19 protein-coding genes are annotated in these 26,760 nt (G+C 65.7%); 14 read left to right on the forward strand and 5 right to left on the reverse strand.

Going from position 1 to position 26,760, the window contains the following annotated elements; translation table 11 throughout:
• From I6F17_RS32490 to I6F17_RS32515, 6 genes are all read left to right on the forward strand, one after another.
• Positions 1-725 (forward strand): tetratricopeptide repeat protein (locus I6F17_RS32490; protein ID WP_225190462.1); only part of this gene is annotated, 725 nt, incomplete at its 5' end.
• 147 nt (positions 726-872) lie between these two features.
• Positions 873-1,544 (forward strand): OmpA family protein, encoded by a 672-nt coding sequence (locus tag I6F17_RS32495; protein WP_225132170.1) that lies wholly within the window; start codon positions 873-875, stop codon positions 1,542-1,544.
• A gap of 158 nt (positions 1,545-1,702) precedes the next feature.
• Complete coding sequence (locus tag I6F17_RS32500; RefSeq protein WP_036015974.1) at positions 1,703-2,632, forward strand: efflux RND transporter periplasmic adaptor subunit; 930 nt, start codon at positions 1,703-1,705, stop codon at positions 2,630-2,632.
• Positions 2,632-5,778, forward strand: a complete 3,147-nt coding sequence (locus I6F17_RS32505) for an efflux RND transporter permease subunit (RefSeq protein WP_225132171.1) — start codon at positions 2,632-2,634, stop codon at positions 5,776-5,778. The genes I6F17_RS32500 and I6F17_RS32505 overlap by 1 nt, the downstream gene beginning before the upstream one ends.
• Before the next feature lie 61 nt (positions 5,779-5,839).
• Positions 5,840-6,079: a DUF433 domain-containing protein gene (locus I6F17_RS32510; RefSeq protein ID WP_225132172.1), complete on the forward strand. Its 240-nt coding sequence runs from the start codon at positions 5,840-5,842 to the stop codon at positions 6,077-6,079.
• Positions 6,076-6,441, forward strand: coding sequence for a DUF5615 family PIN-like protein (locus I6F17_RS32515; protein WP_225132173.1), 366 nt, complete (start codon positions 6,076-6,078; stop codon positions 6,439-6,441). Before I6F17_RS32510 ends, I6F17_RS32515 begins: the two co-directional genes overlap by 4 nt.
• A gap of 2 nt (positions 6,442-6,443) precedes the next feature.
• Here I6F17_RS32515 and I6F17_RS32520 read toward each other — a convergent pair whose 3' ends face one another.
• A complete protein-coding gene (locus I6F17_RS32520) occupies positions 6,444-7,118 on the reverse strand; it encodes a Crp/Fnr family transcriptional regulator (protein ID WP_036044931.1) in 675 nt (224 codons plus the stop codon).
• Between the two features lie 250 nt (positions 7,119-7,368).
• Here I6F17_RS32520 and I6F17_RS32525 point away from each other — a divergent pair, with 250 nt between their 5' ends.
• From I6F17_RS32525 to I6F17_RS32535, 3 genes are all read left to right on the forward strand, one after another.
• Positions 7,369-9,429 carry an AsmA family protein gene (locus I6F17_RS32525; protein ID WP_225132174.1) on the forward strand — a complete coding sequence of 687 codons (2,061 nt, stop codon included), beginning with the start codon at positions 7,369-7,371 and terminating at the stop codon, positions 9,427-9,429.
• 192 nt (positions 9,430-9,621) lie between these two features.
• Positions 9,622-12,069, forward strand: coding sequence for an adenylate/guanylate cyclase domain-containing protein (locus I6F17_RS32530; protein ID WP_225132175.1), 2,448 nt, complete (start codon positions 9,622-9,624; stop codon positions 12,067-12,069).
• 218 nt (positions 12,070-12,287) lie between these two features.
• Positions 12,288-13,154 (forward strand): hypothetical protein, encoded by an 867-nt coding sequence (locus I6F17_RS32535; RefSeq protein WP_225131133.1) that lies wholly within the window; start codon positions 12,288-12,290, stop codon positions 13,152-13,154.
• A gap of 143 nt (positions 13,155-13,297) precedes the next feature.
• Here the strand turns inward: I6F17_RS32535 and I6F17_RS32540 are convergent, their stop codons facing one another.
• The 3 genes from I6F17_RS32540 to I6F17_RS32550 form a co-directional block, all read right to left on the reverse strand.
• Positions 13,298-13,534 carry an AbrB/MazE/SpoVT family DNA-binding domain-containing protein gene (locus I6F17_RS32540; protein ID WP_036015962.1) on the reverse strand — a complete coding sequence of 79 codons (237 nt, stop codon included), beginning with the start codon at positions 13,532-13,534 and terminating at the stop codon, positions 13,298-13,300.
• A 74-nt stretch (positions 13,535-13,608) separates the two neighbouring features.
• The gene (locus I6F17_RS32545) at positions 13,609-14,937 is read right to left on the reverse strand and encodes a Spy/CpxP family protein refolding chaperone (protein WP_225131132.1); all 1,329 of its coding nucleotides are present in this window, start codon (positions 14,935-14,937) and stop codon (positions 13,609-13,611) included.
• A gap of 179 nt (positions 14,938-15,116) precedes the next feature.
• A complete protein-coding gene (locus tag I6F17_RS32550) occupies positions 15,117-16,217 on the reverse strand; it encodes a LysM peptidoglycan-binding domain-containing protein (protein ID WP_225131131.1) in 1,101 nt (366 codons plus the stop codon).
• A 180-nt stretch (positions 16,218-16,397) separates the two neighbouring features.
• On the opposite strand from I6F17_RS32550, the gene I6F17_RS32555 reads away from it, so the two are divergent.
• From I6F17_RS32555 to I6F17_RS32565, 3 genes are all read left to right on the forward strand, one after another.
• Entirely contained in the window at positions 16,398-17,090 is a 693-nt protein-coding gene (locus I6F17_RS32555) for a hypothetical protein (protein ID WP_225131130.1), read from the forward strand.
• A 137-nt stretch (positions 17,091-17,227) separates the two neighbouring features.
• Complete coding sequence (locus I6F17_RS32560) at positions 17,228-19,891, forward strand: EAL domain-containing protein (protein WP_225131129.1); 2,664 nt, start codon at positions 17,228-17,230, stop codon at positions 19,889-19,891.
• A gap of 315 nt (positions 19,892-20,206) precedes the next feature.
• Positions 20,207-23,650 carry an AAA family ATPase gene (locus I6F17_RS32565; protein ID WP_225131128.1) on the forward strand — a complete coding sequence of 1,148 codons (3,444 nt, stop codon included), beginning with the start codon at positions 20,207-20,209 and terminating at the stop codon, positions 23,648-23,650.
• 289 nt (positions 23,651-23,939) lie between these two features.
• Here the strand turns inward: I6F17_RS32565 and I6F17_RS32570 are convergent, their stop codons facing one another.
• Positions 23,940-24,986: a class I SAM-dependent methyltransferase gene (locus tag I6F17_RS32570; RefSeq protein ID WP_225131127.1), complete on the reverse strand. Its 1,047-nt coding sequence runs from the start codon at positions 24,984-24,986 to the stop codon at positions 23,940-23,942.
• Between the two features lie 136 nt (positions 24,987-25,122).
• On the opposite strand from I6F17_RS32570, the gene I6F17_RS32575 reads away from it, so the two are divergent.
• Both I6F17_RS32575 and I6F17_RS32580 read left to right on the forward strand, forming a co-directional pair.
• Positions 25,123-26,172, forward strand: coding sequence for a helix-turn-helix domain-containing protein (locus I6F17_RS32575; RefSeq protein WP_225131126.1), 1,050 nt, complete (start codon positions 25,123-25,125; stop codon positions 26,170-26,172).
• A gap of 197 nt (positions 26,173-26,369) precedes the next feature.
• Complete coding sequence (locus tag I6F17_RS32580; protein WP_225131125.1) at positions 26,370-26,729, forward strand: hypothetical protein; 360 nt, start codon at positions 26,370-26,372, stop codon at positions 26,727-26,729.
• The last annotated feature ends 31 nt before the right edge of the window (positions 26,730-26,760 follow it).

Genomic DNA, 26,760 nt, shown 5'->3' on the forward strand with positions numbered 1-26,760 from the left:
CTCCCGCACCGCCGACCCCACCACCGCCGCCGAAGCCGGCCGACAGCGCGGCTGCGGCTCCTGCGCCTCCGGCCCCTGCGGCTCCAGTCGCGGCACCGGCGCCGGCGCCTGCTCCCACCCCGAGGCCGCAGATCGAGGCCGCCCTGCCCCCGCCGCCACCGCCGGTGAAGCCGGTTGATCCCGTTCCGGCGCCGAGCACGGACGGTGGGCCGAGCGCTGCCGCCCTGGCTGACGATCCCACGATCAAGAGCCTGACCGCCAAGATTGCCGCCAACCCTGACGACGTGAACGCGCTGTACCGCCGCGGCCAGGTTTATGCCAGCAAGGGCGCCTACAGCCTCGCCATCAAGGATTTCGACGACACCCTCCGGATCAATTCGAAGGACGTCGAGGCCCTCAACAACCGCTGCTGGACCCGCACCGTGGTCGGCGACCTCCAGGCCGCGCTGAAGGATTGCAACGAGGCGCTGCGGCTGCGGCCGAACTTCGTCGATGCACTGGACAGCCGCGGGCTCGTCAATCTCAAGTCGGGCGCGGTGAAGAATGCGATCGCCGATTTCGACGCGGCCCTGAAGATCAACCCGCGCCTGACGTCCTCGCTCTACGGACGCGGCCTTGCCAAGCAACGCAACGGCTCGGCCCAGGAGGGGGCGCTGGACATCGCCAATGCCAAGGCGATGGATCCGAACATCGTTCAGGAATTCGCAAGCTACGGAGTGCGCTAGTATTTTTTTGAGTCGGGCCCCCGTCCAAGGCTCGAACCTTGAACAGCCCTGGGAAGACCAATGGGCGGATGCCGCAACAGGCTTTTTCGGGGGCGTGTTGCTTGAATTTTGAGAGCACGTGAGCTGGCTGCGCAGGAGGGACTGGGAATGAGATCGGCTGCAAATTGGCTTACCGCGATTCTGTCCATCGTCACGGTCGGCGCCGCGCTGTCGCTGCCGACCTCGGCTGCATATGCGGGCGATGACGGCAACAGCAAGAATGTCACCGAGGACGAGATCGTCCGCGCGCTGGCGCCGGCGCCGAAGAAGCCCTTGACGCGCGGCCTCTCGATCGGTCCGCAGACCGCCCCTGCACCGAGCGCGACCGACTCCAAGCTGATCCAGTCGGTGCGCGGCCGCTCGACGCGTTCGCTGTCGTCGACCGAGCGCGAGGAAATCGCCTTGGCCGCCAAGGACAAGCCGAACATCGATCTCGAGATTACGTTCGACTACAACTCCGCCAATATCAGCGCCAAGTCGCTGCCCTCGGTGCAGGCGCTGGGCCGCGCCTTGACCAGCCCGGACCTGAAGGGCTCGACCTTCGTGGTCGCCGGTCATACCGACGCCGCCGGCGGCGAGGCCTACAACCAGGACCTCTCGGAGCGTCGCGCCGATTCGATCAAGCGCTACCTGGTCGAGAAGTACAGCATCTCCGCGACCGATCTCGTCACCGTCGGCTACGGCAAGAGCAAGCTCAAGGACCCGAACCAGCCGCTGGCGGAGGCCAACCGGCGCGTGCAGGTCGTCAACATGGAAAACAAGACCACCGCATCGAAGTGAGCACGACGAATCCATTGCCAGTGACAAGTCGTGATGTCGTGTAAGGTCTCGTTTCCAAAGCGCGTCCCGCAGCCTTGCGGGACGCCGCTTCATGTCAGAAAAGCGCTCCGTTTGGGCCGCGCGCGGATGGCCGTGAGCCAGGTCAGGATGATCCGGCGATGAATTTGACTGAATATCTCAAGCCGGCCGGAACCGTGCTGTTCGTCGCCGCGCTCGGCATCGGCTATTATCTGTTCGAGCATCGCAAGCGTCCCGAGCCGAAGGAGACGCAAAGCGAGGCGCTCGTCATCGTGACGAAGTCGACCAATGCCTGCTTCTCCGATCTGGTGCGGGTGACCGGCTTCTTCGTGCCGCGCCGCGAGGCGGTGGTCGTTGCCGATCAGGAAGGATCCAGGGTCACCGACCTCCTGGTCACCGAGGGCACAATCGTCGCCGACAACCAGGAGCTGGCGCGCCTGACCGCGCCGCCGCAGATTCCGGGCCAGCCGCAGCGGCCCGGCCCGCAGGGCCCGATCTCGCTGAAAGCCCCCGCGCCGGGCCTTGTCACCGAAGTCCGCACCATCGTCGGCGCGCCGGCCTCGCCGCAGGCCGGTCCGATGTTCCGCATTGCCGTCAACAACGAGATCGAGCTCGACGCCCAGGTCCCGGCGGTGCACATGTCCAAGCTCACCTCCGGCGCCACCGTGCGGATCAGCCGCGACGATGCGCCCGACCTGATCGGGCGGGTCCGGCTGGTTGCACCCGAGATCGACCGCGCCACGCAACTCGGGCGGGTCCGCATCAGCGTCGCCAACAACCCCTCGCTCAAGGTCGGCGTGTTCGCTCGCGCCTCGATCGACGCCAAGCGAAGCTGCGGCGTCTCGATCCCGAAGACCGCGATCGATCACCTCACGGTGCAGGTCGTCAAGGGCAATGTCGTCGAGACACGCAAGGTGCGGGTCGGATTGTCGTCCGACAGCGCGACGGAAATCCTGGAAGGGCTGCAGGTCGGCGAAATCGTCGTGGCCGACGCCGGCTCTTCGCTCCATGACGGCGACCAGATCAAGACCATGTTCGCCGATGAACTCGATCGCACGCGGGTACGCTGATGGCTCTCAATATCTCGGCATGGTCGATCCGCAATCCGCTCCCGTCGGTCGTCTTCTCGATCATCCTGCTGGTCCTCGGCTGGGTGTCCTTCACCAAGCTCGCGATCACACGGCTGCCCTCGGCCGACATCCCCGTGATCTCGGTGGCGGTATCGCAGTTCGGCGCAGCGCCGGCCGAGCTCGAATCTCAGGTCACCAAGACGGTTGAAGACGCGGTCTCCGGCGTCGAGGGCGTCAGACACATCACATCGTCGATCACCGACGGCCTGTCGGTCACCACGATCCAGTTCGCGCTCGAGACCAACACGGACCGTGCGCTCAACGACGTCAAGGACGCGGTGACGCGCGTGCGCTCCAACCTGCCGCAGAACGTCACCGAGCCGCTGATCCAGCGCGTCGACGTCATCGGCCTGCCGATCGTGACCTATGCCGCGATCTCGCCCGGCAAGACGCCGGAGCAGCTCTCCTATTTCGTCGACGACGTGGTCAAGCGCGCGCTGCAAGGCGTGCGCGGCGTCGCCCAGGTCGAGCGCATCGGCGGCGTCGAGCGCGAGATCCTGGTCTCGCTGGATCCCGATCGCCTGCAGGCGATGGGCCTGACCGCGGTCAATGTCAGCCAGAGCCTGCGCGGCACCAATGTCGACGTCGCCGGCGGCCGCGCCGAGATCGGCAAGAACGACCAGGCGATCCGCACGCTCGCCGGCGCCAAGACGCTTGGCGATCTCGCCGGCACCATGATCCCGCTGTTCGGCGGCGGCGAGGTCCGGCTCGACGATCTCGGTACCGTCACCGACACCATCGCCGACCGCCGCACCTTCGCCCGCTTCAACGGCGAGCCGGTGGTCGCGCTCGGCATCAAACGCTCCAAGGGCGCCAGCGACGTGAAGGTGGCCGAGGCCGTGCAGAAGCGCATTGATGCGCTGAAAGCGGCCTATCCCGACGTCGACCTGAAGGTGATCGACACCTCGGTCGAATACACCAACGGCAATTACCACGCGGCGATCTCGACCCTGTTCGAAGGCGCGATCCTCGCCGTGATCATCGTGCTCTTGTTCCTGCGCGACCTGCGCGCCACCATCATCGCCGCGATCTCGCTGCCGCTGTCGATCTTCCCGGCATTCTGGGCGATGGACCTGCTCGGCTTCTCGCTGAACCTCGTCAGCTTCCTCGCCATCACGCTCTCGACCGGCATTCTTGTCGACGATGCCATCGTCGAGATCGAGAACATCGTCCGGCACATGAACATGGGCAAGTCGCCCTACCGGGCCGCGCTCGAGGCCGCCGACGAGATCGGCCTCGCCGTCATCGCGATCTCGCTGACCATCATCGCCATCTTCGCGCCTGCGAGCTTCATGTCGGGCATTGCCGGACAGTTCTTCAAGCAGTTCGGCATCACCGTCTCGGTGCAGGTGTTCTTCTCGCTGCTCGCCGCGCGCTTCGTCACGCCGGTGCTGGCCGCCTATTTCCTCAAGCACAGCACGCACGAGGAGCCACCGCCCGGTCCCATCCTGCGCTCCTATCATCGCATCGTTGCCTGGTCGGTGAAGCACTACTTCATCACGGTGCTGATAGGGCTCGGCGTCTTCGCCGCCTCGATCTGGAGCATCACGCTGCTACCGCAGGGCTTCCTGCCGGCCCAGGACAGCGCGCGATCGCTGCTTGCGCTCGAGCTGCCGCCGGGCACCCAGCTCGCCTACACCGAGAAGGTCACCGAGGACATCGTCGCGCGCCTGCGCAAGCGGCCCGAGGTCAAGAGCATCTTCGTCGATGGCGGCCGCGTCCCGCCGGGCACCCAGGAGGTGCGCCGCGCCGCCCTGATCATCAATTACACGCCCAAGGACAGCCGCGACATCACCCAGCGCGAGCTCGAATTCTCGATCAGCCAGGAGCTGGAGAACGTTCCCGATATCCGCTTCTGGTTCCTGGACGAGAACGGCCTGCGCGCGATCTCGCTGGTGGTGACCGGCGTCGATCCCAACATCGTCAACAACGTCGCGAGCGAGCTTGCGACGCAGATGAAGCGCATTCCGACCATCGCCAACGTCATCTCCGAAACTTCGCTGGAGCGCCCCGAACTGCGCATCGAGCCGCGCGCCGATCTCGCCGCGCGGCTCGGCGTCTCCACCGAAAGCCTGTCGCAGACCATCCGTGTCGCCACCATCGGCGACGTCGGACCGGCACTCGCCAAGTTCGACGTGGGCGACCGCCTGGTGCCGATCCGCGTGCAGCTCGAGGACGCCGCCCGCGGCGATCTGAAGACGCTGGAGCAGCTCCGCGTGCCGCTCGGCGAGCGCGGCGAGAAGGGCGGCGTGCCGCTTTCGGTCATCGCCGACGTCAAGCTCGACCAGGGTCCGACCAGCATCGGCCGCTACGATCGCGAACGGCAGGCGACCGTTGCCGCCGACCTCGTCGGCTCCGCCGCGCTCGGCGATGCCACCAGGAAGATCTACGACCTGCCGGTCATGAAGACCCTGCCGAAGGGCGTGAAGGTCTCGCCCTCGGGCGATGCCGAAAGCCTGAACGAATTGTCCGAGGGGTTCGCGACCGCCATCACGGCGGGGCTGATGATGGTCTATGCGGTGCTGGTGCTGCTGTTCGGCACCTTCCTGCAGCCGATCACCATCCTGTTCTCGCTGCCGCTCTCGATCGGCGGCGCCATCGCGGCCCTGCTCGTCACCGGCAAGCAGCTCACCACGCCAGTGTGGATCGGCATCCTGATGCTGATGGGCATCGTCACCAAGAACGCGATCATGCTGGTGGAATTCGCCATCGAGTCTATCAAGGCCGGCACGCCGCGCGAGGAGGCCATGATCGACGCCGGCATGAAGCGCGCCCGTCCGATCGTGATGACCACGATCGCGATGGCCGCGGGCATGATGCCGAGCGCCCTGGCCGTCGGCGCCGGCGGCGAATTCCGCTCGCCGATGGCGCTCGCGGTGATCGGCGGCCTGATCTTCTCGACCCTGCTGTCGCTGGTGTTCGTGCCCGCGATGTTCATGGTGATGGACGATTTCGGCGCCCTGATCTGGCGGTTCGCCAAGCGGCTGATCGTACACAGCGAGGATGCGGAGACGGACCATCATGGGGCTGCGCCGGCGGAAGCCAGGCCGGCGGTGACGAGCGTCGCACGGCCCGCGGCGGAGTAGGGTCAAGCGGCTCGCCGGGCGCGCACTGGCAAAAGGCGCGTGCAGACGCTATGTTGTCCTTATGACGTTTACGCGCATAACGATCGACCCCGCAGTCTGCACCGGCAAGCCCTGTATTCGCGGGCTGCGTTTCCCGGTTGCGCGGCTGCTCGGCCTGTTGGCCGCCGGCGAGACACGCGAAACTGTTTTGAACGATTACCCGTATCTCGAACGTGAAGATATTGATGAAGCGCTGCGATACGCGGCCTTCCTTGCCGAGGATGAGGCTGTCGAGCTGCATCCGACAGTCCCGGCGAAGTGAAATTCATCATCGACATGCCTCTCTCGCCGGTGCTGTCGCATTGGCTGACCGAAGTGGGGCATGACGCCGTTCACGCTTCCTCGATAGGTCTTTTTGCTGCCAGCGATGTTGAAATCATCGATTGCGCTCGCCAGGAGGGACGCACGGTCGTGACGGCAGACCTCGACTATCCTCGCCTCATTGCGACTGCAGGCAGCGACAGCCCAAGCCTCATTCTTTTCCGAGGCGGCGACTGGACCGAGGCGGGTGTCCGAACCAGGCTCGCGGAGGTTCTGTCTGCCCTGACCGAGGACGAGATTCGGGGCAGCATCATTACCATCGACCGCGATCGTGTCCGCCGACGTCGGCTTCCGATAGGTTGACCCTACTCGTTCCGCGCGATCGCGGTCAGCTTGGTCATGTTCCGCAGCAGGATCCGGCCGCGCTGGAGATCGAGGATCGCTTCCTTGCGCCAGGCCTGGAGCTGGCGGTTGACGCTTTCGCGGGCGGCGCCGACGAAGACGCCGAGCTGCTCCTGCGAGATGTGGACCTCGGAACCGAAATCGGCGGCGAGCGCGCAGAGCCGCCGCGCCAACCGCACCGGCAGCGGCTGCAGCATGGATTCTTCCATGCGCTCGCTCTGCCAGCGGATGCGCTGGCACAGCAGCGCGATGATCTTGATCGCGACCTTGGGCTCGCGCTCGAGGAAGCCGAGGAAGTCTTCGCGCCGCAGTACGAACAATTCGCTGGCCTCGCCCGCGGTCGCGTCCGCCGTCCGGTTCTGGCCGTCCAGCACCGCGACCTCGCCGAACAGGTCGCCCGGCCCCATGAAGTTCAGCGTCAGCCGGCTGCCGTCGGCGGCGCCGGTCTCGATGCGGACCTGGCCGCGGCGCACGCCGAACAGCGCATTGCCGGGATCGCCCTTCTGGAACAGCACCTCGCCGCTGGCCAAATGCTGAGTGTGGCAGAGATTGGACAGCCGCTGGAGCTCGTCTGCGCCGAGATCGGCGAACATCGGGTTCATCTTCAGGATGACCGCAAATTCGGCCTGCTTGCTCATGTCAATGTCCTCGTGAACGTCCTGGTCATCGTCTCTCGGCAAATCGTCTTGGCAAATCGCTTGAAACCATCAACTTCAGGATCGCGTAAAACCGCGCTGAAGAAGTGTGTCATAAGTCACATAACTTTGCAGCACCCCCTGACTATTTTTACGCGCTTGGAGCCGCTTCCCGTCCGGGGATAAACTCCGGGCGCAAAGGACGGGTGATCGGCCGGGTTCGGCGCGGATTGTCCGTCGCTGGAAAGTCGACATGAGAGCATTGAAATTCGTCGGCGGGGCTTTGGCCGCCGTCATCGTCGTGATAGCACTTCTGCTCGTGGTCGGGATCCCCTCGGGCTTTCTGACCTCGACGATCGCCTCGCGCCTCGAGAGTGCGACCGGCTATCGGCTGTCGATCGACGGCACCACCAAGATCAGCCTGTGGCCGACGCTGAACGTCACGCTGAACGACCTCACGCTTGCCGACCCCAAGGACCGCAGCGGCATCACGCGCCTGACGATCGACCGTGTGCAGGCCGACATGTCGCTCGCCAGCGTGTGGTCGGGCACGCCCGAGATCAGCGAGCTCGTCGTCACCCATCCCGTGCTCTACCAGCCGCTGCTGCGCGAGCGCCTGCCGAATGCAGCCGCCCCTTCGAAGCCGCTCGCGCTCGACACCAAAGGCGCCACCATCGACCGCATCAAGATCACCGACGGCGAGGTGGCATTCTCGCGCCTGCGCGACCGTGTCGAGGGCCGCATCAGCGCCATCAACGCCGACGCGACCCTGGACCGCGGCCGCAAGGTCAATATCACCGGCACCGCGCGCGTCGGCGATCACCCGACCAAGTTCGACATCAAGGCGGCCTCGCCGGCCGAACGACCGGCGTTTCAGGTGGATTTCGCCGTCGACATGCCCAGCGTGCTGAAATCCCAGCTCACCGGCCAGGCCGAGATGCGGCTGAGCGGCAATGTCGTGATGATCAACGGCGTGAACGGCAGGCTCGGCGACGGCGCCTTCAACGGCTGGGCTTCCGTCGACATCGCGAGCAAGCCGCTGGTCAAGGTCGATCTCGACTTCCAGCGGCTCGCCATGCCGCTGGCGAAATCGCCGGAAAGCGTGTCCGGGCAGCCCTGGAGCAACGTGCCGATCGACGTGGCCGGGCTCAATTACGTCGATGCGCAGGTGCGGATCTCCGCCAATGAGGCCGTGATCGGCGATGCGCGAATTGCGCCGCTGGCGCTCGACGCCAAGCTCGCCGGCGGCGTGCTGAAGGCCGGCACGGCCAATCTCGGCGCCTATGGCGGCCAGGTCTCGGGCGAGGTGATCCTGGACGCGACCACCGGCGCGCCGAGCTTTGCGATGCATTCCGACCTCGTCGGCGTGCGCGCGCTGCCGCTGCTCCAGAGCCTTGCGGAGTTCGATCGCATCGACGGCAAGCTGCAGGCAAAGCTCGCCCTGCGCAGCGCCGGCAACAGCCAGCGTGCGCTGATGGCGAACATGCAGGGCACGGCCTTCGTCAATTTCCAGGACGGCGCGATCCGCGGCATCAATGTCGCGCAGATGATCCGCTCGCTGACGACGAGCACGCTCTCCGGCTGGCAAGGAAGCCAGAACGGAAACCAGGACCCGAGCCAGGAGCAGAGCACGGATCTGTCGCAGCTCTCGGCGTCCTTCCGCATCGACAAGGGCCAGGCCGTGACGACCGATCTCAACCTGATCGGGCCGCTGGTGCGCGTCACCGGCGCCGGCACCATCGCGCTCGACACCAAGATGATGGGCTTTCGCGTCGAGCCCAAGCTCGTGATGACGACCGAAGGCCAGGGCCGCACCTCCGAGCCGGTCGGCTTCGGCATTCCCGTGATGATCCAGGGCTCCTGGTCGCAGCCGCGGATCTATCCCGACATGGCCGGCATGCTGGACAATCCCGACGCCGCCTATGCCAAGCTGCGCGAGATGGGCAAGGGCCTGTTCGGCCCCGAGGGCGCCGGACTCGGCAACATCCTCGGCAGCCTCGGTCTTGGCGGCACCGCCCTGCCGGGCGGCAATGCAACCGGCAATGCCAATCCGCAAGGCCAGCAACCGGGGCAGAACAATCTGCTCGGGGGCCCGCTCGGGGAAGCGATCGGCAATCTGATCCAGCAGGGTCTCTCCAGCGGCGCGGGGAGCGGCACTGGCACCGGTACCGGCCGCAGCCGCAGCCTGCCGGCAACGCCCTCCACGCCGGCGCCGCAGGCCTCGCCTGCGGCCCCCGCCCTGGAGGACCCGCCGGCCGCGCAGCAGGACAGTCAGCCAATGAACGACGTGCTGCGGCAGCTCTTCAACCGCTAAGCTCCCTCCTTCGAACAGATCGGGCTGCGACCATCGCCGCCCGTCCACCTGCCCAGGAGGCCACAGGGGGTAACCACACCGGCCGGTCCCCGGCCGCGCGACGGCCCTTCGGTCCAAATTGTGCTAAAACGGCTTGGAAGGGCCTGTACGGCCCATAGCGCGCAGCGTCAGTGGCGGCGCGAGAGGATCGGGATGGCAGGAGCGAACGACAAGACACGATCTCTGCGCGAGGGCCTGTTCGCCAAATACGTCGTCTCCCTCGTCGGCCTCGTCGTGTTCGTCCTTGCCGTCAACGGGGCGATGGAGACCTGGATCTCCTACCGCGCGACACGGACACAGCTGACCGACGGCCTGGAGGACAAGGCGCAGGCGGCCGCCCGGCGCATCGAGCAGGCGATTTCCGAGCTCGACCGCCAGATCAGCTGGGTGACGCGCGCGAGCCAGGACACGCTGGAGAAGCGCCGCGCCGACTATGCGTCGCTGCTGCATCAGGTTTCCGTCGTCAACCAGCTGTTCCAGCTCAACGGCGACGGCCGCGAGGTGCTGCGCGTCTCCAGGCAATCGACCACGACCGGCGGCAATGCCGACCTCTCCCGCGACGTGCGCTTCACCGACGCCGTCGCCCGCGGCGTCACCTACGCGCCGGCCTGGTTCGCCGACCGGACGCCGTTGATGTCGATCTCGGTGGCGCATTCCGGCTTCAATGCCGGCGTCACCGTGGCCGAGATCGACCTCGGTTTCCTCTCCGACTTCCTGTCCGACGCGCAAGTCGGCAAGGCCGCCTTCGCCTATGTCGTCGATCCGCGCGGCCGGGTGCTGGCGACGTCATCGAAAGGGCCCGAGATCGGCAAGGACCTCTCCAAACTGCCGCAGGTGGCGGCCGCGATCGCGCCCGGCCACGAAGCCGAGACGTCGGGCACCGACTTCAACGGCCATGCGGTGATGAGCGCCGCGAGCATCGTGCCGAAGCTCGGCTGGAGCGTGCTGTTCGAGCAACCGACCACGCAGGCCCTGATGCCGATCCGCGACCAGCTGGTGCGCATCGCGCTTCTGATCGGCATGGGCCTGATGGTCGCGATCCTCGCCGGCACGCTGCTCGCCCGCCGCATGATCATCCCGATCACGGCGCTGCGCGACGGTGCGCATAAGCTCGGCGAAGGCGATTTCAGCCACCGCATCGACGTGCACACCTCCGACGAGCTGGAAGACCTCGCCGGGCAGTTCAACCGCATGGCCGACCAGATCCAGGAGACCTATTCGAACCTGGAGAGCAAGGTCGAGGAGCGCACCCGCGATCTCGCGCAGTCGATCCACGAGCTCAAGGTGCTGGAGGAGGTCGGCCGCGCGGTGGCCTCCTCGCTCGATCTCAACGCGGTGCTTGCAACCATCGCCGCCCGCGCCATCGAGATCACCCGTGCCGACGCGGTGCTGATCTACGGCTTCGACGCCGAAGCGCGCCGCTTCAACCTGGTCGAGGCCAACGGCATCGACAAATCCGCCGAGGGCGCGCATGTCACCATCGCGCAAGGCGGCAACATCCTGAGCGATGCCGCCGACAGCGGCGCGCCGATCGCGCTGGCCGAGCTTGGCGATGCCGCCGAGCAGCCGCTGCGCGAGGCCGCGCTCGCGGCCGGCTTCAACTCGGTGCTGGTGGTGCCGCTGATCGACCAGCAGGGCACGCTCGGCTCGCTCGTGGTGCTGCGCCGCGCCACCGGGGCGTTCGCACCCAGCATCATCGGCCTGATGCGCACCTTCGCCAACCAGGCCGTGCTGGCAATGCGCAATGCGCAGCTGTTTACCGAGGTCGACCACAAGAGCCACGCGCTGGAGGCGGCGAACACGACCGTGCGCGCGCAAGCCGACAAGCTCCGCGAGCAGACCGAGCAGCTCAAGGACTGGAACAAGTCGCTGGAGGAGCGCGTCAGGACCCAGCTCGGCGAGATCGAGCGCATCCGCAAGCTCGAGCGTTTCCTGGCGCCGCAGGTGGCGCAGCTGATCGCCTCCTCCGACAGCCCCGAGGGGTTGCTCACCAGCCAACGCCGCGAGGTCACGGTGGTGTTCTGCGACCTGCGCGGCTTCACCGCGTTCACGGAAGCGACCGAGCCGGAAGAGGCGATGAACGTGCTGCGCGAATATCACGCCGCGCTTGGCCAGCTGATCTTCAAGTACGAGGGCACGCTCGACAAATATGCCGGCGACGGCGTGATGATCCTGTTCAACGCCCCGATCCAGTTCGAGGACCACACCAAGCGCGCGGTGAAGATGGCAGTGGAGATGCGCGACACGATCGGCCCCCTGACCGAGCGCTGGCGCAACCGCGGTCATAGTCTCGGCTTCGGCATCGGCGTCGCGCTCGGCTATGCCACGCTCGGCCAGGTCGGCTTCGAGCAGCGGCTGGAATATGCCGCGATCGGCAGCGTCACCAACCTCGCCTCCCGCCTCTGCAGCGAAGCCAAGCCCAACCAGATCGTGGTCAGCCGCCGCGTCTACGGCATGGTCGAGCCTTTCGTCGAAGCCCGCGCCCTCGACGATCTCCAGCTCAAGGGCTTCAATCACCCCGTGCTGGCGATGGAGATCCTGAGCTGGCGCGAGGAGGTGGAGAACGTGGTGGATGCGGCGGCGGTGCGGCGAAGGGGGTAGCCGCAAACAAAACTGCGAAAACAACCCCATGCACAGTAGGCAGGGGCTTTGGGATCAATGACTTACGGCAGGCCTCGGCCGCGTGCCGCGCAATTTGACACGTCGGGCAAAACACCGACAGATTGGCAGCATCCCAGCCCCCTCTCACGAACCACATCCCTCCTCCCCGCGACCAACCCTCGCCTCAACGGCGAGGCTGATTTCGTGGGAGACACCCCGTGACGCTTGCCCTGCCTTCGCGTGCCTATGATTTGCAGATGCTGGACCGGCCCGCGGATCGCGCGCGTGATCAGGGCTGGGTGTTTGGGCTGCCGCCGGGCATTGCATCCGAGCAATGGCCGCTCGATCCCGTCACCGGCTATCCCTTGATGCACGGCTTCACGCTAAAGCTGCCGGAGGATTACCGGGTGCATGGCGCGGACATCGTCGCGTTGTCGTTCTTCGCCACGGCGCCCGATCACAATGACGGCGGCGCGCCCGACGATCCCGAGATTCGCGAGGCGGTGCTGGCGCGGCCGTCGCATCCGCGGCTGTCGCGCATGACCGACATTCTCGACTACGCCTATGCCGCGCTGCTCTTGACGAAGGCCGAATATGACGGCGCGTTCGCCGCGCCGCCGGCGCCGCTTGCGCTGGCAACGGTGGAGCGGCCGCGCTGGCTCGATGTCGGCGGTGCCAGCGCCTTCTTCGAGGCCGCACCTAGCTACGCCAAGAAGATGTTTGCAGCCCCGCCGCGTGCCGATCTCAGCGAGACGCGCGCGGTCGCGCTGTCGCCGCGCGCTGATGATCCCAACGCCGGCAAGGACCCGCAGGATGAGCACGTGCGCGAAAATCCGCCGACCGGCTATCAGCCATATTACTACTATGTCGGCGGCAAGCCGGGCCGCGACAATTTCCGCCTGCACGACTGGGCCAAGGATCGCGCCCACAACCACCTCGGCGGCACCATGCGGCCCTGCCAGGCCGTGCCGGAGATGAGCCCGTTCTATATCGAGTTCGAGGAATATTTCGGCGGCTACAATTTCGGCGGCGGCAACGCGCAGCTCGACTTCAAGGACATGAAGTTCGACTGGGCGTGCGGGTGATCATGGAAGCCGCGCAAGGATCCGGACTTTGCGATGATGCGAGCGTTCACGGAGCCATGCCGAGGAACGGATTGACGATGGTGAGCCCGCCGATGCTGCGGCCGCGCTGAAGGTCCCAGAATCACCGCTGTCAAAGAACGCGATCACCGCTCGTTCGCCTCGTCCCGATCGAATTTGTAGCCGGCGGGCAAGGCCGCCCAATTGCGCGCCTCCATGTTCTCGATCGCACGCCGACGCTGCTCCGCCTTGGTCTCGATTTCGATCGCGCCTTTGCGAGTGGCCACGATATCGATTTCGTCGCCCTCCTTGAGGCCGAGTTCATCAACTAGCGCTTTGGGCAGGCGCACTGCGAGGCTGTTGCCCCATTTGGAAACCAGCACCAGCACCCTCCGTGATGTGCATCCCTATCTGCATATCATAGGGAGATATGATGGCATTCCAAGCTGGCGTCCCCTCACGCCCCTCGCTTTGGCCCGATCGCCTCGAATCCGGCCTTTTGCTCGTCGCTGAGATCGGCCTGGAAATCGTCGAGCGCGTCGGCGATGGCGCCGAGGGCTTGCAGCATGGTCTGCAGCCGCGTCTTCACGGCGGCGAGGCGGGCCTGCGGGGTTGCGGCCGGCTCGGTCGGGCAGGCGCTGAGCGTCTGCATGGTGCGGAGCGTGGTGTCCTGCAGCACCTCGAAGCGGGCGCGGGCGACCTCGTCGAGTTGGAGCGTGGTGGCGATGTCGGCGGCGGGCCATTGCTGCTGGAGCAGCTGCTCGTATTGGCGCTGGGCGTTCTCGTCGGAAACAGGATCGTAGTCCGCCTGGCAGGCCTTGGCCGCCTGCGCGTCCTTGGAAGCGTTCTTATCAGCGTTCTTGCTCGCGTTCTTGATATCGTTCTTGTCAGCGTTTTTGGACTGGTAGGACGCCAGCGCGGCGCGACGCTCATTGGCTAAGGCGTTGAGCCGGGCTTTCTGGTCGTCATTGAGCAGGCCGACGAATTTCGACAACGGCGCTTCCATGGTGTCGATGGCCTTGATCATGGCCTCGACACGCTCGCGCATCAGGCCGAGGCGCTCCGCCGCATTCCCTGGGGTTTGCGCCGGGCAGGCGGTGCGGATGGTGTCGCGCGCGGCATTCCAGGCGGATGAGAGCTCGTCGAGCGCGGTGCGCTGAGCTTCGTTCGGCTGCACGGCGCTCGCGATGCGCTCGACCGGCAGGCCGCCGGTGTCGCTGGCCTCGCACAGCGTCTCCGCGGTCGGGACCTTTCGCGCGCGACGGCCTTGCGGCACGGTGTAGGCGGCAAGCTCGGTGGCGGCATAGGGCGTGAACAGCGCGGCATAGATATCGCCGTAGCCGTAGAGCGAGAGACTGGTGGTGTCGCCGAAGATGATCGCATTGGTGAGATCGTCATGCGCGAACGGCCAGAACACCGGGCCGACCCAGCCATAGCTGCCATCGGGATGGCGCCACCAGCCCTGCGGGCGGCGGCCGCCTTGCCAGCCCGCCAGCGCAGCCTGCGCCGTGAGGGCCGCACGCATCACGTAAGGGTTCGACAGCTGGCTGCGGTCGGCCCCGCGCGGGTCCTGCGACCTCAGCGCCGCGGAGCGGTAGCGGCCGCCGCGCACCGCCATGCGGGAGTGGCGCAGGCGCGACAGGCCGATCACGTGGCCGACGGCGAAGCGCGCAACCCCGACCGGACCGCCGCGCAAGCCGAACTGCGCCTCGGCTCTGTCAGGCAGCAGCACTGCTGCAACCACCAGGATCGCGGCAGCCAGCGCCAATCCGATGCGTCCCGGCATGATCGTTGACCTGACGACCAATTTGGCCAGGTCTTGTTTGGCCACGACTTGTACGGCCACGTCTTGGCCCTCCCACCCGCGCCAAGTGCGCAATGCGTCGCATCACGAAGACGCGCGAGGGAACCGAATGTTCCAGAGAGACACAGGACAATGCGTCGCAACGCGCCGGCCGTGCCGTGTCACTCCGCCTTTTGCGGCATCACGAAGGTCTGGCCGGGATAGATCAGGTTGGGGTTTTGGATCTTGTCGCGGTTGGCGTTGAAGATCACGGCGTAGCGGGAACCGTCGCCGTAAGCGAGCCGGCTGAGCGCCCACAGGCTGTCGCCGCGGGCGATGATCCGGCTGCCGCCGGCCTCGGCCGGCGCGGCGGTGAGCGCCTCTGCCGGCGAGGCCGATGCGACCGCGGTGGCCGCCGGCGCATGCGCGAAGGCCTTGGGCTTCGGCGCGCCGATCAATTTTGACCGGGCCGCTTGCTTCTCAGGCACCGACGCCAGCCGCGGCGAGGCCGACGGCAGCGCGGCGACGACATCCGATTTGTCGTCGGGCTTCTCGGCCGGCTTGGCCTCCTGCTTCGCAACCGGCGGCGTGCGCGCGGGCGGCGGCGCCGCCGCGGCGATGGTGACCGGCATGGTCCGGCCGGATTCGGTGACCGTGCCGTCCGGCGCCTTGGCGCGGAGCGTCAGGTCATACGAGCCGGCCGGCAGAGGCGGCGGGGTCATCACGAATTGGCCCGAGGCGTCCGCGACCACGCTGTCGAGCGGCTTGCCATCGCGCAGCAGCTCGACCCTCGCACCCGGGCTGGCGCGGCCGGCAATCACCGCCGCCTCGCCGTGCTCGTCGACGCGGGCGACATCGAAACGGGGGCCGGCATCTGCAGCCGGCGCCGGCGGCTTGACCAGCACGAGGTCACCGAGCGCGGCCACCTGCTTCTGGGTCTCGGCCAGCGCGCCCGCCTTCGGCTCGGCGGCCGCCGCAGGCGGCGCGCTGCCGGCAAGCTTCGGCTGTTCCGGCTTCAGCTCTGGCTTGGACTCAGGCTCAAGCTTGGACGTGTCCGGCTTGGACTCGAGCTTGGGCTCGACTTTGGCTTCAAGCTTGGGCTCGACCTTGGCTTCGGTCTTGGGCTCGACCTTGGGCTCGACCTTGGCCTCCGGCTTGGCGGCGACGGTGACTTTCGTCCCGTCAGGCAGCAGGCGGCGCAGCTCGGTCGGGCCGATCACCAGCGCGGTGCCGACCAGCGCGAGCAGACAGAAGGCAATGAAGGCCTTGGAGGCGGTGATCATTTGAAAAGGACCTTGGGTGGCAAATCAGCCGAGGCCGGCAAGGTGCGCCGATTTGGCTGCCGCAGCAAGACTGTCGATAGGATTATGCTTCCGTCCAGGCGCGCGGGATGAACCGGCGCGACCACGCGGGTGTCCAAGTATCAAGGCCGCCTGGCGGCATTCTTCAAGGGAATTCCTCCCGTGACCGTATTCTCCCGTGCCGCGGGATCCCTAGCGGTTGCTCTGACGCTGGCCGCTGCACCCGCTTTGGCCGCCTCCGGCCCGCCGCCCGGCTTCACGCTTTCCGACGATGCCGATCTCGCCTTCACCTCGCCCGACGGCGCCACCAGGCTCGAGCAGTATATGAAGGAGGGCGAGGATTTCGACATCAAGTGGCAGGTCTGGGCGCGACGCGGCGGGGAGATGCGCGAGCTGAAGCCCGAGCAGGGTTATCCGGCCGGCTTCCGTTTCACGGCCGACTCGCGATGGCTGGTGCGGATCCAGAAGACGGGCTCGGGCGAGCAGGACCTCTTTCTCTATCATTTCGAGAACGGCGGCTTCGTCAACGCGACCAAGACGTCGCTCGGCGATCTGGCCTGGGCCTACTTCCGCAGCCGGCCCGACACTAAGAGCATGAAGCTCGACTATCACATCACGGCGAATCTGGTGAAGGGCACCGAAGATGCGTATCGCTGGCTCGGCGTAAGCTGGCCCAACAACCGCTATCTCCTGATCTCGCTGTCGGGCGAGATGGACAAGCCTCCGAAGAACGGCGCGGCGAAGAGCCTTGCGAATTGGAAATGCCGCTATGACCTCGCGACCGGCAAGTTCGATGTGCCGAAGATGTTCGCCAAGGGCAACGCGGCAGCCTTGAGGTGGGAAATCAGGCGGTGAGGTCCTGCGGTCTCGCCGCGGTCTCCTGTACGATGGAACCAACCCTCTGATTCCATTCCGATTCATATTTTCCTAACCGTCAATGGTAACTGGGTCTTGTCGGTTTTGCTGCATCTTGCATCCCACGGGAGGGCTGGATGGGCGCATCGATCCGATGGACCGCGCGAACGCGCGCGTTGCTCCGCCGTTGGCGCGGAGCGCCGCTGACGTGGCTGATCGCCGGCGGCTTCGTGCTGATGCTTGCGACCGCCATCGGCACCGCGCTCACGGTCGACCGTTTCCGGCAGAATGCCATCGAGAGCGGTCGCGACAGCCTTGAAAACGCCGTCCGCATGCTCGCCCGGCATTTCGACCGCCAGTTCGAGGACTTTGCGGTGCTGCAGAAGAGCATCATCGCCGAGCTCGAGAGCCACGGCATCCAGTCCGCCGAAATCTTCCGCAGCGAGATGGGCACGCTCGCCGTGCATGAGGTGCTGCGCGCGAAAGCCAGCGGCTGGTCCGACGTCGCCGGCGCCAATGTGTTCGATTCCAGGGGCGTGCTGATCAACTCGTCGCGGCAATGGCCGGTCGCCGATATCTCGATCGCCGATCGCGGCTATTTCAACCGTCTCAAGGACGATCCGGCCGCACAGGAGGAGGTGGAGGTCGTGCCCGGCCGGTTCGGCAACGGACCGGCGATCGTGTTCGCGCGGCGCATCTCCGGCCCGCACGGCGAATTCCTCGGGCTGGTCTCGCGCGCGATCACGCCCGAGCAGCTCGAATCCTTCTTCGCCTCGACCGGGCTCGGCGAGGATTCCTCGATCGCGATGCACCACCAGAACGGCCAGCTGCTCGCCCGCATTCCACACGTCGAAGCGATAATCGGGCAGAACTTCCGCACCGGCACGCCGGAGCAAATGGCGGTGTTCGAGCGCACCTTCGTCACCACCCAGCTCGCAAGCCCGATCGACGGCAAGGACCGCATCGTCGCCTCGCGCCTGCTCACCGGCGAGCCGCTGGTCGTGGTCGCGACCAAGTCGCTCGATGCGACGCTGGCGACCTGGCGCACACAGACGAAATTCTTCGTCACCATTGCCGCGCTGTCGATCGGCCTGTTGGTGCTCACGCTGTTTCTGATCTTCCGCCAGGTGACGCACCGGCTGTCGCTCGAGAAGCAGCGGCTCGACACCGCGATGAACACGATGACGCAGGGCTTGTTGATGTTCGATCAGGACGAGCGGCTGATCGTCTGCAACCGCCGCTACATCGAGATGTACGGGCTCTCGGCCGCCGTGGTGAAGCCCGGTGTCCACTTCCGCGACGTGATCCGGCACCGCCGGGACTCCGGCTCGTTCGAGGGCGACGTCGAGGCCTATTGCGACGACATCCTGAGCAATGTCGGCCGCACCAAGAGCGCGATCGTCGAAACCGCCGACGGCCGGCTGATCGAGATCAAGAACCAGCCGGCCGCTGCCGGCGGCTGGCTCGCCACCCATGACGACGTCACCGAGCGCATCCGCGCCGACGAGCGCATCGCCCATCTGGCGCATTACGATGCCCTCACCGATCTGCCCAACCGCGTGCTGCTGCGCGGACATCTGGAACGCCGCGTCGCCGAGCTCGCCCAGGGCAAGCCATTCGCGATCCTCTATATCGACGTCGACGAGTTCAAGGGCGTCAACGATTCGCTTGGACACGAGGTCGGCGACGAACTGCTGCGCCAGGTGGCGAACCGCCTGCGCGCCTGCGTCAGCGGCAACGACATGGTCGCGCGGCTGGGCGGCGACGAATTCGCCATCGTGAAGGCCGGCACCTCCGATCCGGCCGAGCTGACGGCACTGGCGGAAACCATCCTCAAGGCGTTGCGCGCGCCGGTGGATTGCAGGGGGCACGAGGTTCCGACCGATGCCAGCATCGGCATCGCCGTCGCGCCCGATCACGGCGACAATCTCGACGATCTGCTCAAGCGCGCCGATCTGGCGATGTATGCGGCGAAGTCGGAAGGCCGCCGCACCTTCCGCCTGTTCGTGGCCGAATACGACGCCAAGGCGCGGCAGCGCCGCCAGCTCGAGCTCGATCTGCGCCAGGCGCTCGCACGCGGCGAGTTCGAGGTGCACTACCAGCCGCTGGTCGACCTCACCGCCAATGTCGTCACCGGCTGCGAGGCCTTGCTGCGCTGGCGCCATCCCGAGCGCGGCATGGTTTCGCCGGCGGAGTTCATCCCGGTCGCCGAGGACATCGGCCTGATCGGCGAGATCGGCGAATGGGTGCTGAAGCAGGCCTGCCTCGAGGCCGCCTCGTGGCCCGGACGGATTCACATCGCGGTCAACGTGTCGCCGGTCCAGTTCCGCTCGCGCACGCTGGCGCTCAAGATCGCCGCCGCCCTCGCGGAGTCCGGGCTCGCGCCGGGCCGGCTCGAGCTCGAGATCACCGAGACGGTGCTGATCCGCGACGACGAGGAGGCGCTGGCGATCCTGCAGCAGCTGCGCGAGCTTGGCGTGCGCATCGCGCTCGACGATTTCGGCACCGGCTATTCCTCGCTCAGCTATCTGCACCGCTTCCCGTTCGACAAGATCAAGATCGACCGCAGCTTCATCAGCGACATCGGTCAGTCCGAGGATTCCTCGCCGATCGTGCAGGCCGTGGTGCACATGGCCGCAGCACGCCACATGGCGACCACCGCTGAAGGCGTCGAGACCGAAGCGCAAGCCGAGGTGCTGCGCCAGCTCGGATGCAGCCAGATGCAGGGCTGGCTGTTCAGCCCGGCGGTACCGGCGGCGAAGCTGAAGCAGCTGCTGGCGGCGCAGGCGGTCGCGGCCTAGCCGGCGACGCCACGTCTGGCCCGGATGTCCGCTTTCGAGGAAAGCGGCGCCGCTGAGTGTTTGGTTCGAGGTCGTGCGGCGATTTGACAATCAGCGACCGACAGCTATCAATTCATTGAATTCTGCGCACCTGGCTCGTCGAAAGGGTGAGCCGCCGATCCGCCTCATTTTCGAGACGCGGGCGAGAAACGCTCCAAATGCCGATGGTTTGCCTTCATTGGCCGCCGCAACGAAGAGTCGCATCGAGTCCCAATCCAAGCGCAAACCACAGGCATTTTGGAGCCGCTCAGCGCAATTTGAACCAGGGATTTCTGCATGCCGAATGATGAGTCGAGGACGGGGACGGAGCGTCTGAGACACTGGCTTGAAAGCGTTGGTCTCAGCCAATACACGGACCTCTTCGTCCGCCATCGCATCGATCTCGACATCCTGCCCCACCTGACCGAGTCGGATCTGGCACAGATTGGACTGCCGCTCGGAGACCGCAAGCGGCTTCAGCGTGCAACGGCGTCCCTTTCCGGAGTGGCCGCGCCAGCCGCGGGCCACACATTGCCCGCTACGGCAATCGTTGCGGAACGTCGCCAGCTCACCACGATGTTCTGCGACATGGTCGATTCCACCTCGCTCTCCGCACAGTTCGATCCCGAGGACGTGCGTGACATGATCGCGAGCTTTCGCGAAACCTGCGTGGGTGTGGTCAAACACTATGAAGGATTTGCCGCCCGCTTCGTCGGCGACGGCATCCTGGTCTATTTCGGCTACCCGAAAGCGCATGAGGACGATGCCGAGCGAGCGGTGCGGGCTGGTCTCGAGATCGTGCGGACATTGTCGACCGCGCCTGCGATCGAGCCGCTGGGTGCACTCAGCCATGCGCCCGCCGTCCGGATCGGCATCGCGACGGGACTGGTGGTCGTGGGCGACTTGGTCGGCCGGGGGACCGAGGAGCGCGATTCCGCGGTCGGCGAGACCGTCAATCTGGCGGCGCGATTGCAGGGCCTGGCGCCGCCGAACGGGGTGGTCATCTCGTCGTCGACGCAGTCGCTGTTGAAGGGAAAGTTCGACTATCGCAATCTCGGGGTCCATGCACTCAAGGGCATAGCCGGGAGAACACAGGCGTGGCATGTGGTTCGGCCATCGCGCGTGGAGACCCGCTTTGCCGCAGCCATCGGCTCCCGGCTGACGCCACTCGTCAATCGCGACGACGAGATCACGGTTCTGCTCGGCCGCTGGGAGCAGGCCAAGGCGGGCGACGGCCAGGTCGTGGTGCTGTTCGGGGAGCCGGGCATTGGCAAGTCGCGCATCGTCCAGGAAATCTTCGTGCGGATTGCGGGCGATCGGCACGGGCATGTCTCGTTCCAGTGTTCGCCCTACTACAGCTCGACGGCGTTCCATCCCTTCATCGAGCAGCTCAAATTTGCCCTGGGCCTCGACCGCGACGATGCCTCGGCCTCGTCTCTGTCGAGTCTCGAGCGGACTGTTGCGGCCGCGCATGGCGACATCGAGCAGGTGATGCCGCTCTTTGCGGCTCTGCTGTCGATCCCGACCGGAGGTCGCTATCCTCCGCTCGATCTGTCGCCGCAGCAGCAAAAGGACGCCATCGTCTCCGCCCTCATCAATCATCTCCTGGGCCTCGCGCACGATCAGCCGCTGGTGATCGCCTTCGAGGACGCCCATTGGATCGATCCGACATCCCGGGAGGTCATCGATCTGCTGGTGGAGCGGGTCCAGTACACGCCCATTCTCGCCGTCATCACCTGCCGTTCCGAATTCAAGCCGAGCTGGAGCGCTCACTCTCACATCACGACGCTGATGCTGAACAGGCTGAGCCGGCAGCAGCGGACGACCTTGGTCGAGCGGGTTGCCGGCAGCCGCAAAATGCCGAAGGAAGTCGTCGAGGACATCATCGTCAAGACCGACGGGGTGCCGCTGTTCGTCGAGGAGCTGACCAAAGCCGTTCTCGAAAGCGACCTTCTGACCGAGGAACGCGGAAACTATGTGCTCTCCGGTTCGTGGCGACCGCTGGCAATCCCGGCGACGCTGATGGATTCGCTGATGGCGCGTCTGGATCGGCTGGGCCCGTTCAAGAGGGTCGCACAGATCGGAGCCACCATCGGCCGGCAGTTCTCCTACGAGATGCTGAACGCTGTCGCCTCCGTACCAGCCGACCAGATCGAGTCGGCGCTCGATCGCCTGGAGGAGGCAGGGCTGATCGTCCGGCTGGGCCATCCGCCGGATGCGCTCTACTCGTTCAAGCACGTGATGATCCAGGATGCGGCGCATGCGAGCCTGTTGCGCAGCGAGAGGAGACGGCTCCACGCGCGGATCGCGTCGGTGCTGGCTCAGAACTATCCGGAAAAGACCGAGCGCGAGCCGGAGCTTCTCGCCTATCATCTGACCGAATCCGATCAAAGCCAGCCGGCTGCAGCTTCCTGGATCAAGGCCGGCAGGCACGCCGCAAGGTTGGGAGCCTATTTGGAAGCGATCGGCCATCTACGCCGTGGCCTAGCGGTCGTCCTCGGCAGTCCCGAGATGCCCGACCGCGATGAAATGGAGCTGGAGCTTCGCATTGCGCTGGGTAACGCGCTGATCGCTGCCAAAGGTTACGGCACACAGGAGGTGGAAGACAATTTTGCCCGAGGCCTCGAGCTCGGACGGCAGCTCGATGATGAAGACAAGGTGCTAGCGGCGATAAGAGGGCTTTGGATGCACCACTTCATTCGGGCTGACCTGACCAAGGCGCACGGTCTGAGTGCCGCACTCCTGAAATTCGCCAAACGGGAACGTCCGAGCGAGTTGCTGTCGAAGCAGACCCTGTACCTCGTGGAGGCCCGCAGGTCGATCGCGGCGACCATGCTTTACCGCGGGCGGTTTCTGGCGGCGCAACATCATCTTCGTCGCTCCATCCTACTCGATGATCCGGCTCTGCATCGCGATTCGGCGGAAAGGCTCCTCAATCCAGGCGTCATGTCGATGTCGTACCTCGGATACCTGCTATGGTTCCTGGGCCAGCCCGACACCGCGCGGCAGCACAGCGAGCAGGCGATTTCCGATGCCGAGCAAATGCGCCATCCTTTTACGCTGGCGTTCGCGCAAGTGTTTGGCGCATACCTTTGTCAGCATCTGCGCGACGTCACGGGCACCAGAGATTATGCCAGCCGCGCGATGACCATTTCATCGCAACACGGCTTTCTGCATTGGAAGCAACAGGCCACCATTCTGCATGGATGGGCGCTGACTGAGCTCGGGGACATGGATGCAGGTCTGAGCGAAATGCGCACGGGCGTCGAGGGTTATGAGGCGCAGAATTCCTGGCTCGCCAGTTGCTGGTTCAGATGCCTCCTCGCGCAAGGCTATGCGAGGGCCGGTCTGTCGGAAGCGGCCTTGCGCGCGCTCGATGGTGCCTTGACGGTCGCGAAGAGGACGGGCGATCACTTCTATCTGGCGGAGATCTACCGCCTGCAAGGGGAGTTCATCCGGGCCCATGCCGGACCAGCGGCCGACTCCGAGGAATTGTTCGTGCAGTCGCTGGAAGTCGCGCGCGGACAGAATGCCCGCTCGTGGGAGCTGCGGACAGCCGTCAGCCTGGCCCGCCTCTGGCGAGATTCCGACAAGCTTGAGCAGGCGGTGGACCTGCTTGTGCCTGTTGTCGGCAGGCTCCGTGAAGGGCTCGTCACGCCGGACGTGAAAGAAGCCATCGCGCTAGCAAACGAGCTCGATATGCTGTCATCCAGAGAACGTCCATGGATCGCGCGAATCTAGGACGAGACGCCGAAGCCTGCCAATCGCCGGCGTCCACTTCGCTCGAAATGCTCTAGCACGCCGCCATCATTCACGCCCCCGCCGTGACCGTCCAGAACGCGCGCCATCTGCGGCGGCCGAGCGCAGCCAGCCGCCTCCAGGACAGGCGGGACAGGCCGGCCACCAGCGAGGCACGGGCGAGAAGGAGGTGGGAGACGATGTCAATCACGGCCGTTCTCGCCTCTCGTCCGCAGCGTGCGGCTGGACCCCGATCGCGCTAGTGCGCCTCGCGCGAGGATGTGCGCGACCCTCATGGCCGCGCCTCCAGGATCATGTTGAAGGGCGACGCGGCGGCCTTGCCGATCTTGGAGAAGCCGCCCTGTCGCAACACCTGCGCGATACGCTTTTCGCCGGCCTGCGCCCCTAGTCCCAGACCGACGTCCTGGCTCAACGACGTCGGAAGGCAGATGTGGGTTGAGCCGGCGTAATAGACCCGCCCGACCGGATTGAGATTGTCAGCCAGGCTGTCCCCCGCCGCCGGTTCGACCAGCATCAACGTGCCGTCGTCCTTCATCGTTGAACGAATGTGACGGGCCGCGCCGACGGGATCGCCCATATCGTGCAGCGCATCGAACATCGTCACGAGATCGAAGCCAGATCCGGCGAAATCCTGCGCCTTGGCGACCTCGAATCGAAGATTGCGCACGCCGGCGATCTCGGCGCGTGCGCAATCGATCGAGGCCTCGTCGTAGTCGATGCCGGTGAAATCCGAGTTCGGGAATGCTTCGGCCATGAGCCTTGTCGAATAGCCGTGGCCACAGCCGACGTCCGCGACCTTGGCGCCCCGCTCCAGCTTCTCGACGACGCCGCCCAGCGCAGGCAGCCATTCGGCGATCAGATGCGCGCGATAGCCGGGCCGGAAGAAGCGGTCGACGCCGCAGGACATGCAATTGCAGTGATCACTCCAGCGCAGGCCCTTGCCGGTCTTGAACGCTTCGGCCAATCGCGGCTCGTCGTGATAGACCGCCGGCAGCAGGCTGAAGCCGCCAACCATCGCGACCGGACTGTTTTCATCCGCGAATACGGCCCTCTGCTCCGGTGTCATGCAGAACGTATCGTTCGTCGCGTCGTAGCTCACGAAGCTGGAGGCTGCCTGTGCGGACAGCCATTCACGAACGTAGCGTTCGTGAGTCCCGGTTCGGTCGGCTAGTTGGGCCGACGTCATCGGGCTTTCGGCCAGCGCGCGGAATAGTCCCAGTCGATCGCCGAGGATAACGAGCGCCGCATTCGAGGCGGCGCCGAGTTCGTTGACGACGATTCCAAGCAGCTGCTCGAGCTTTCTCTCATCCAGGTTCATGTCTCGCTCCTCAGGGCGCGGAGATGCGCCGTTGAGGTGCGACATACGGTGTCTGGACTCGCGGATGGAGAGGCAGAATAGTCAGTTTCGAGCCAATCGAGCCAGAGGCTGCAGAATGTCACGTGGACGTGTACGCGTGAGTATTCCCGTGTTCGCCGAATGCGATCCGTCGATCATTTACGGCGTATTCGACACATTGTGGGGCGCAGGACGCATATGGGACGGCGTCAAAGGCGGCACGCCGGACGGCTTGTTCGAGCCGCGGCTGGTCGGCGCCGAGCCCGGCCAGATCGCGCTGGTCACCGGCGTCAGCATCATGCCGCAGGACGTCGCCGATCACGTCGCATCGACCGATATCGTGTTCGTGCCGAACGTAATCGTCACTGCAAAGACCGGCACCGCCGGACTTGATCGCCGGCTCATCGCCTGGATCAGGAAGATGCACGAGGCAGGCGCGCAGATGTACGGGTCCTGCGGCGGATCGCTCGTGCTCGCCGAAGCCGGTTTGCTCAACGGCTGCGAGGCGACCACACACTGGGTTTACGAGCCGGTGTTTCGGAAGCATTTTCCGGAGGTCAAGCTCCGCATGGACCGCGTCCTGGTGCAGAACGGCCCCGGACACAATCTGGTCTGCGGAGGCGGCGCATCGTCCTGGCAGGATCTCGCGCTGCTGATCGTCGCGAAATACGGCGGCACGGAAGAGGCGATCCGTATCTCGAAGCTGTTTCTCTACCAGTGGCATCGCGAAGGACAATTGCCGTTCGCCTCGATGGTGCAGAACGTGGATCACGGCGACGGCGTGATCACGCGATGCCAGGATTACATCGCGCAGAATTACCAGCGCCAGGATCTCATTGCGGCGCTGGTGCATCACTCCGGATTGCCGAAGCGCTCATTCGATCGCCGCTTCCGCGCAGCGACCGGCTATTCGCCGCTCGCTTATGTGCAGACGCTGCGCATCGAGGAAGCCAAGCAACTGCTCGAGACGACGGAAACGGGTATCGAGGACATCTGCCGCGAGGTCGGCTACGAGGACGTGGCGTCCTTTCGTCGCTTGTTTCGAAAGCAGGCCGGCGTGTCACCGAAGGATTACCGGCGCAAGTTTCAGCTTCCCGACTACGTGACGGGATCGCGGCCCCCGACCTCCGACAAGCCGATGAGACCGCGGCGGGCTGCCGGGGGATAGCGGCTGCTCCGCCCGCCCGTCTTCTCGCTGCCTTCTGGTTGGAAAATAGGATCAAACCCCGCAGCTTGCGGTTGTCGCCTCGCTGAGACGGCCGGGAACTCCGGCCGACCGGCCCTGGTCAACATTGCATCACGCGCACCGCAGGCGGCTTTTCGCCGGCGCTGTGGCGCGCGCGTGCGTGAAACGAGCGAGGTGATATGGCGATCCCGGCGTTCAGAACGATCCCTCTCGTTGCGGTTGCGGCCCTGATCGGGCTCGCCGCGGAGGCCCGCGACGACGGGCGCTACGCGAACTCCCCGCTCAAGGGCTGGTTCGAGAGCCTGCAAAGCAAGGGCAGCGGCCCCTGTTGTGCCGACGCCGACGGCACGGCGCTCGACGACGTCGACTGGGAGACGCGGGATGGACATTACCGGGTGCGGCTCCTCGGCAACTGGATCGAGGTGCCCGACGACACCGTCATCACCGAGCCCAACCGCGCCGGGGGCACCATGGTCTGGCCCTATTACGTCAATGGCCGTCCCATGATCCGCTGCTTCATGCCGGGCAGCATGACCTGAACCCGGACGAATTCGGCAACGGTTGGCACTA

It is taken from the genome of Bradyrhizobium sp. NBAIM18 (genome assembly GCF_020193825.1).
Classification (GTDB): domain Bacteria; phylum Pseudomonadota; class Alphaproteobacteria; order Rhizobiales; family Xanthobacteraceae; genus Bradyrhizobium; species Bradyrhizobium yuanmingense.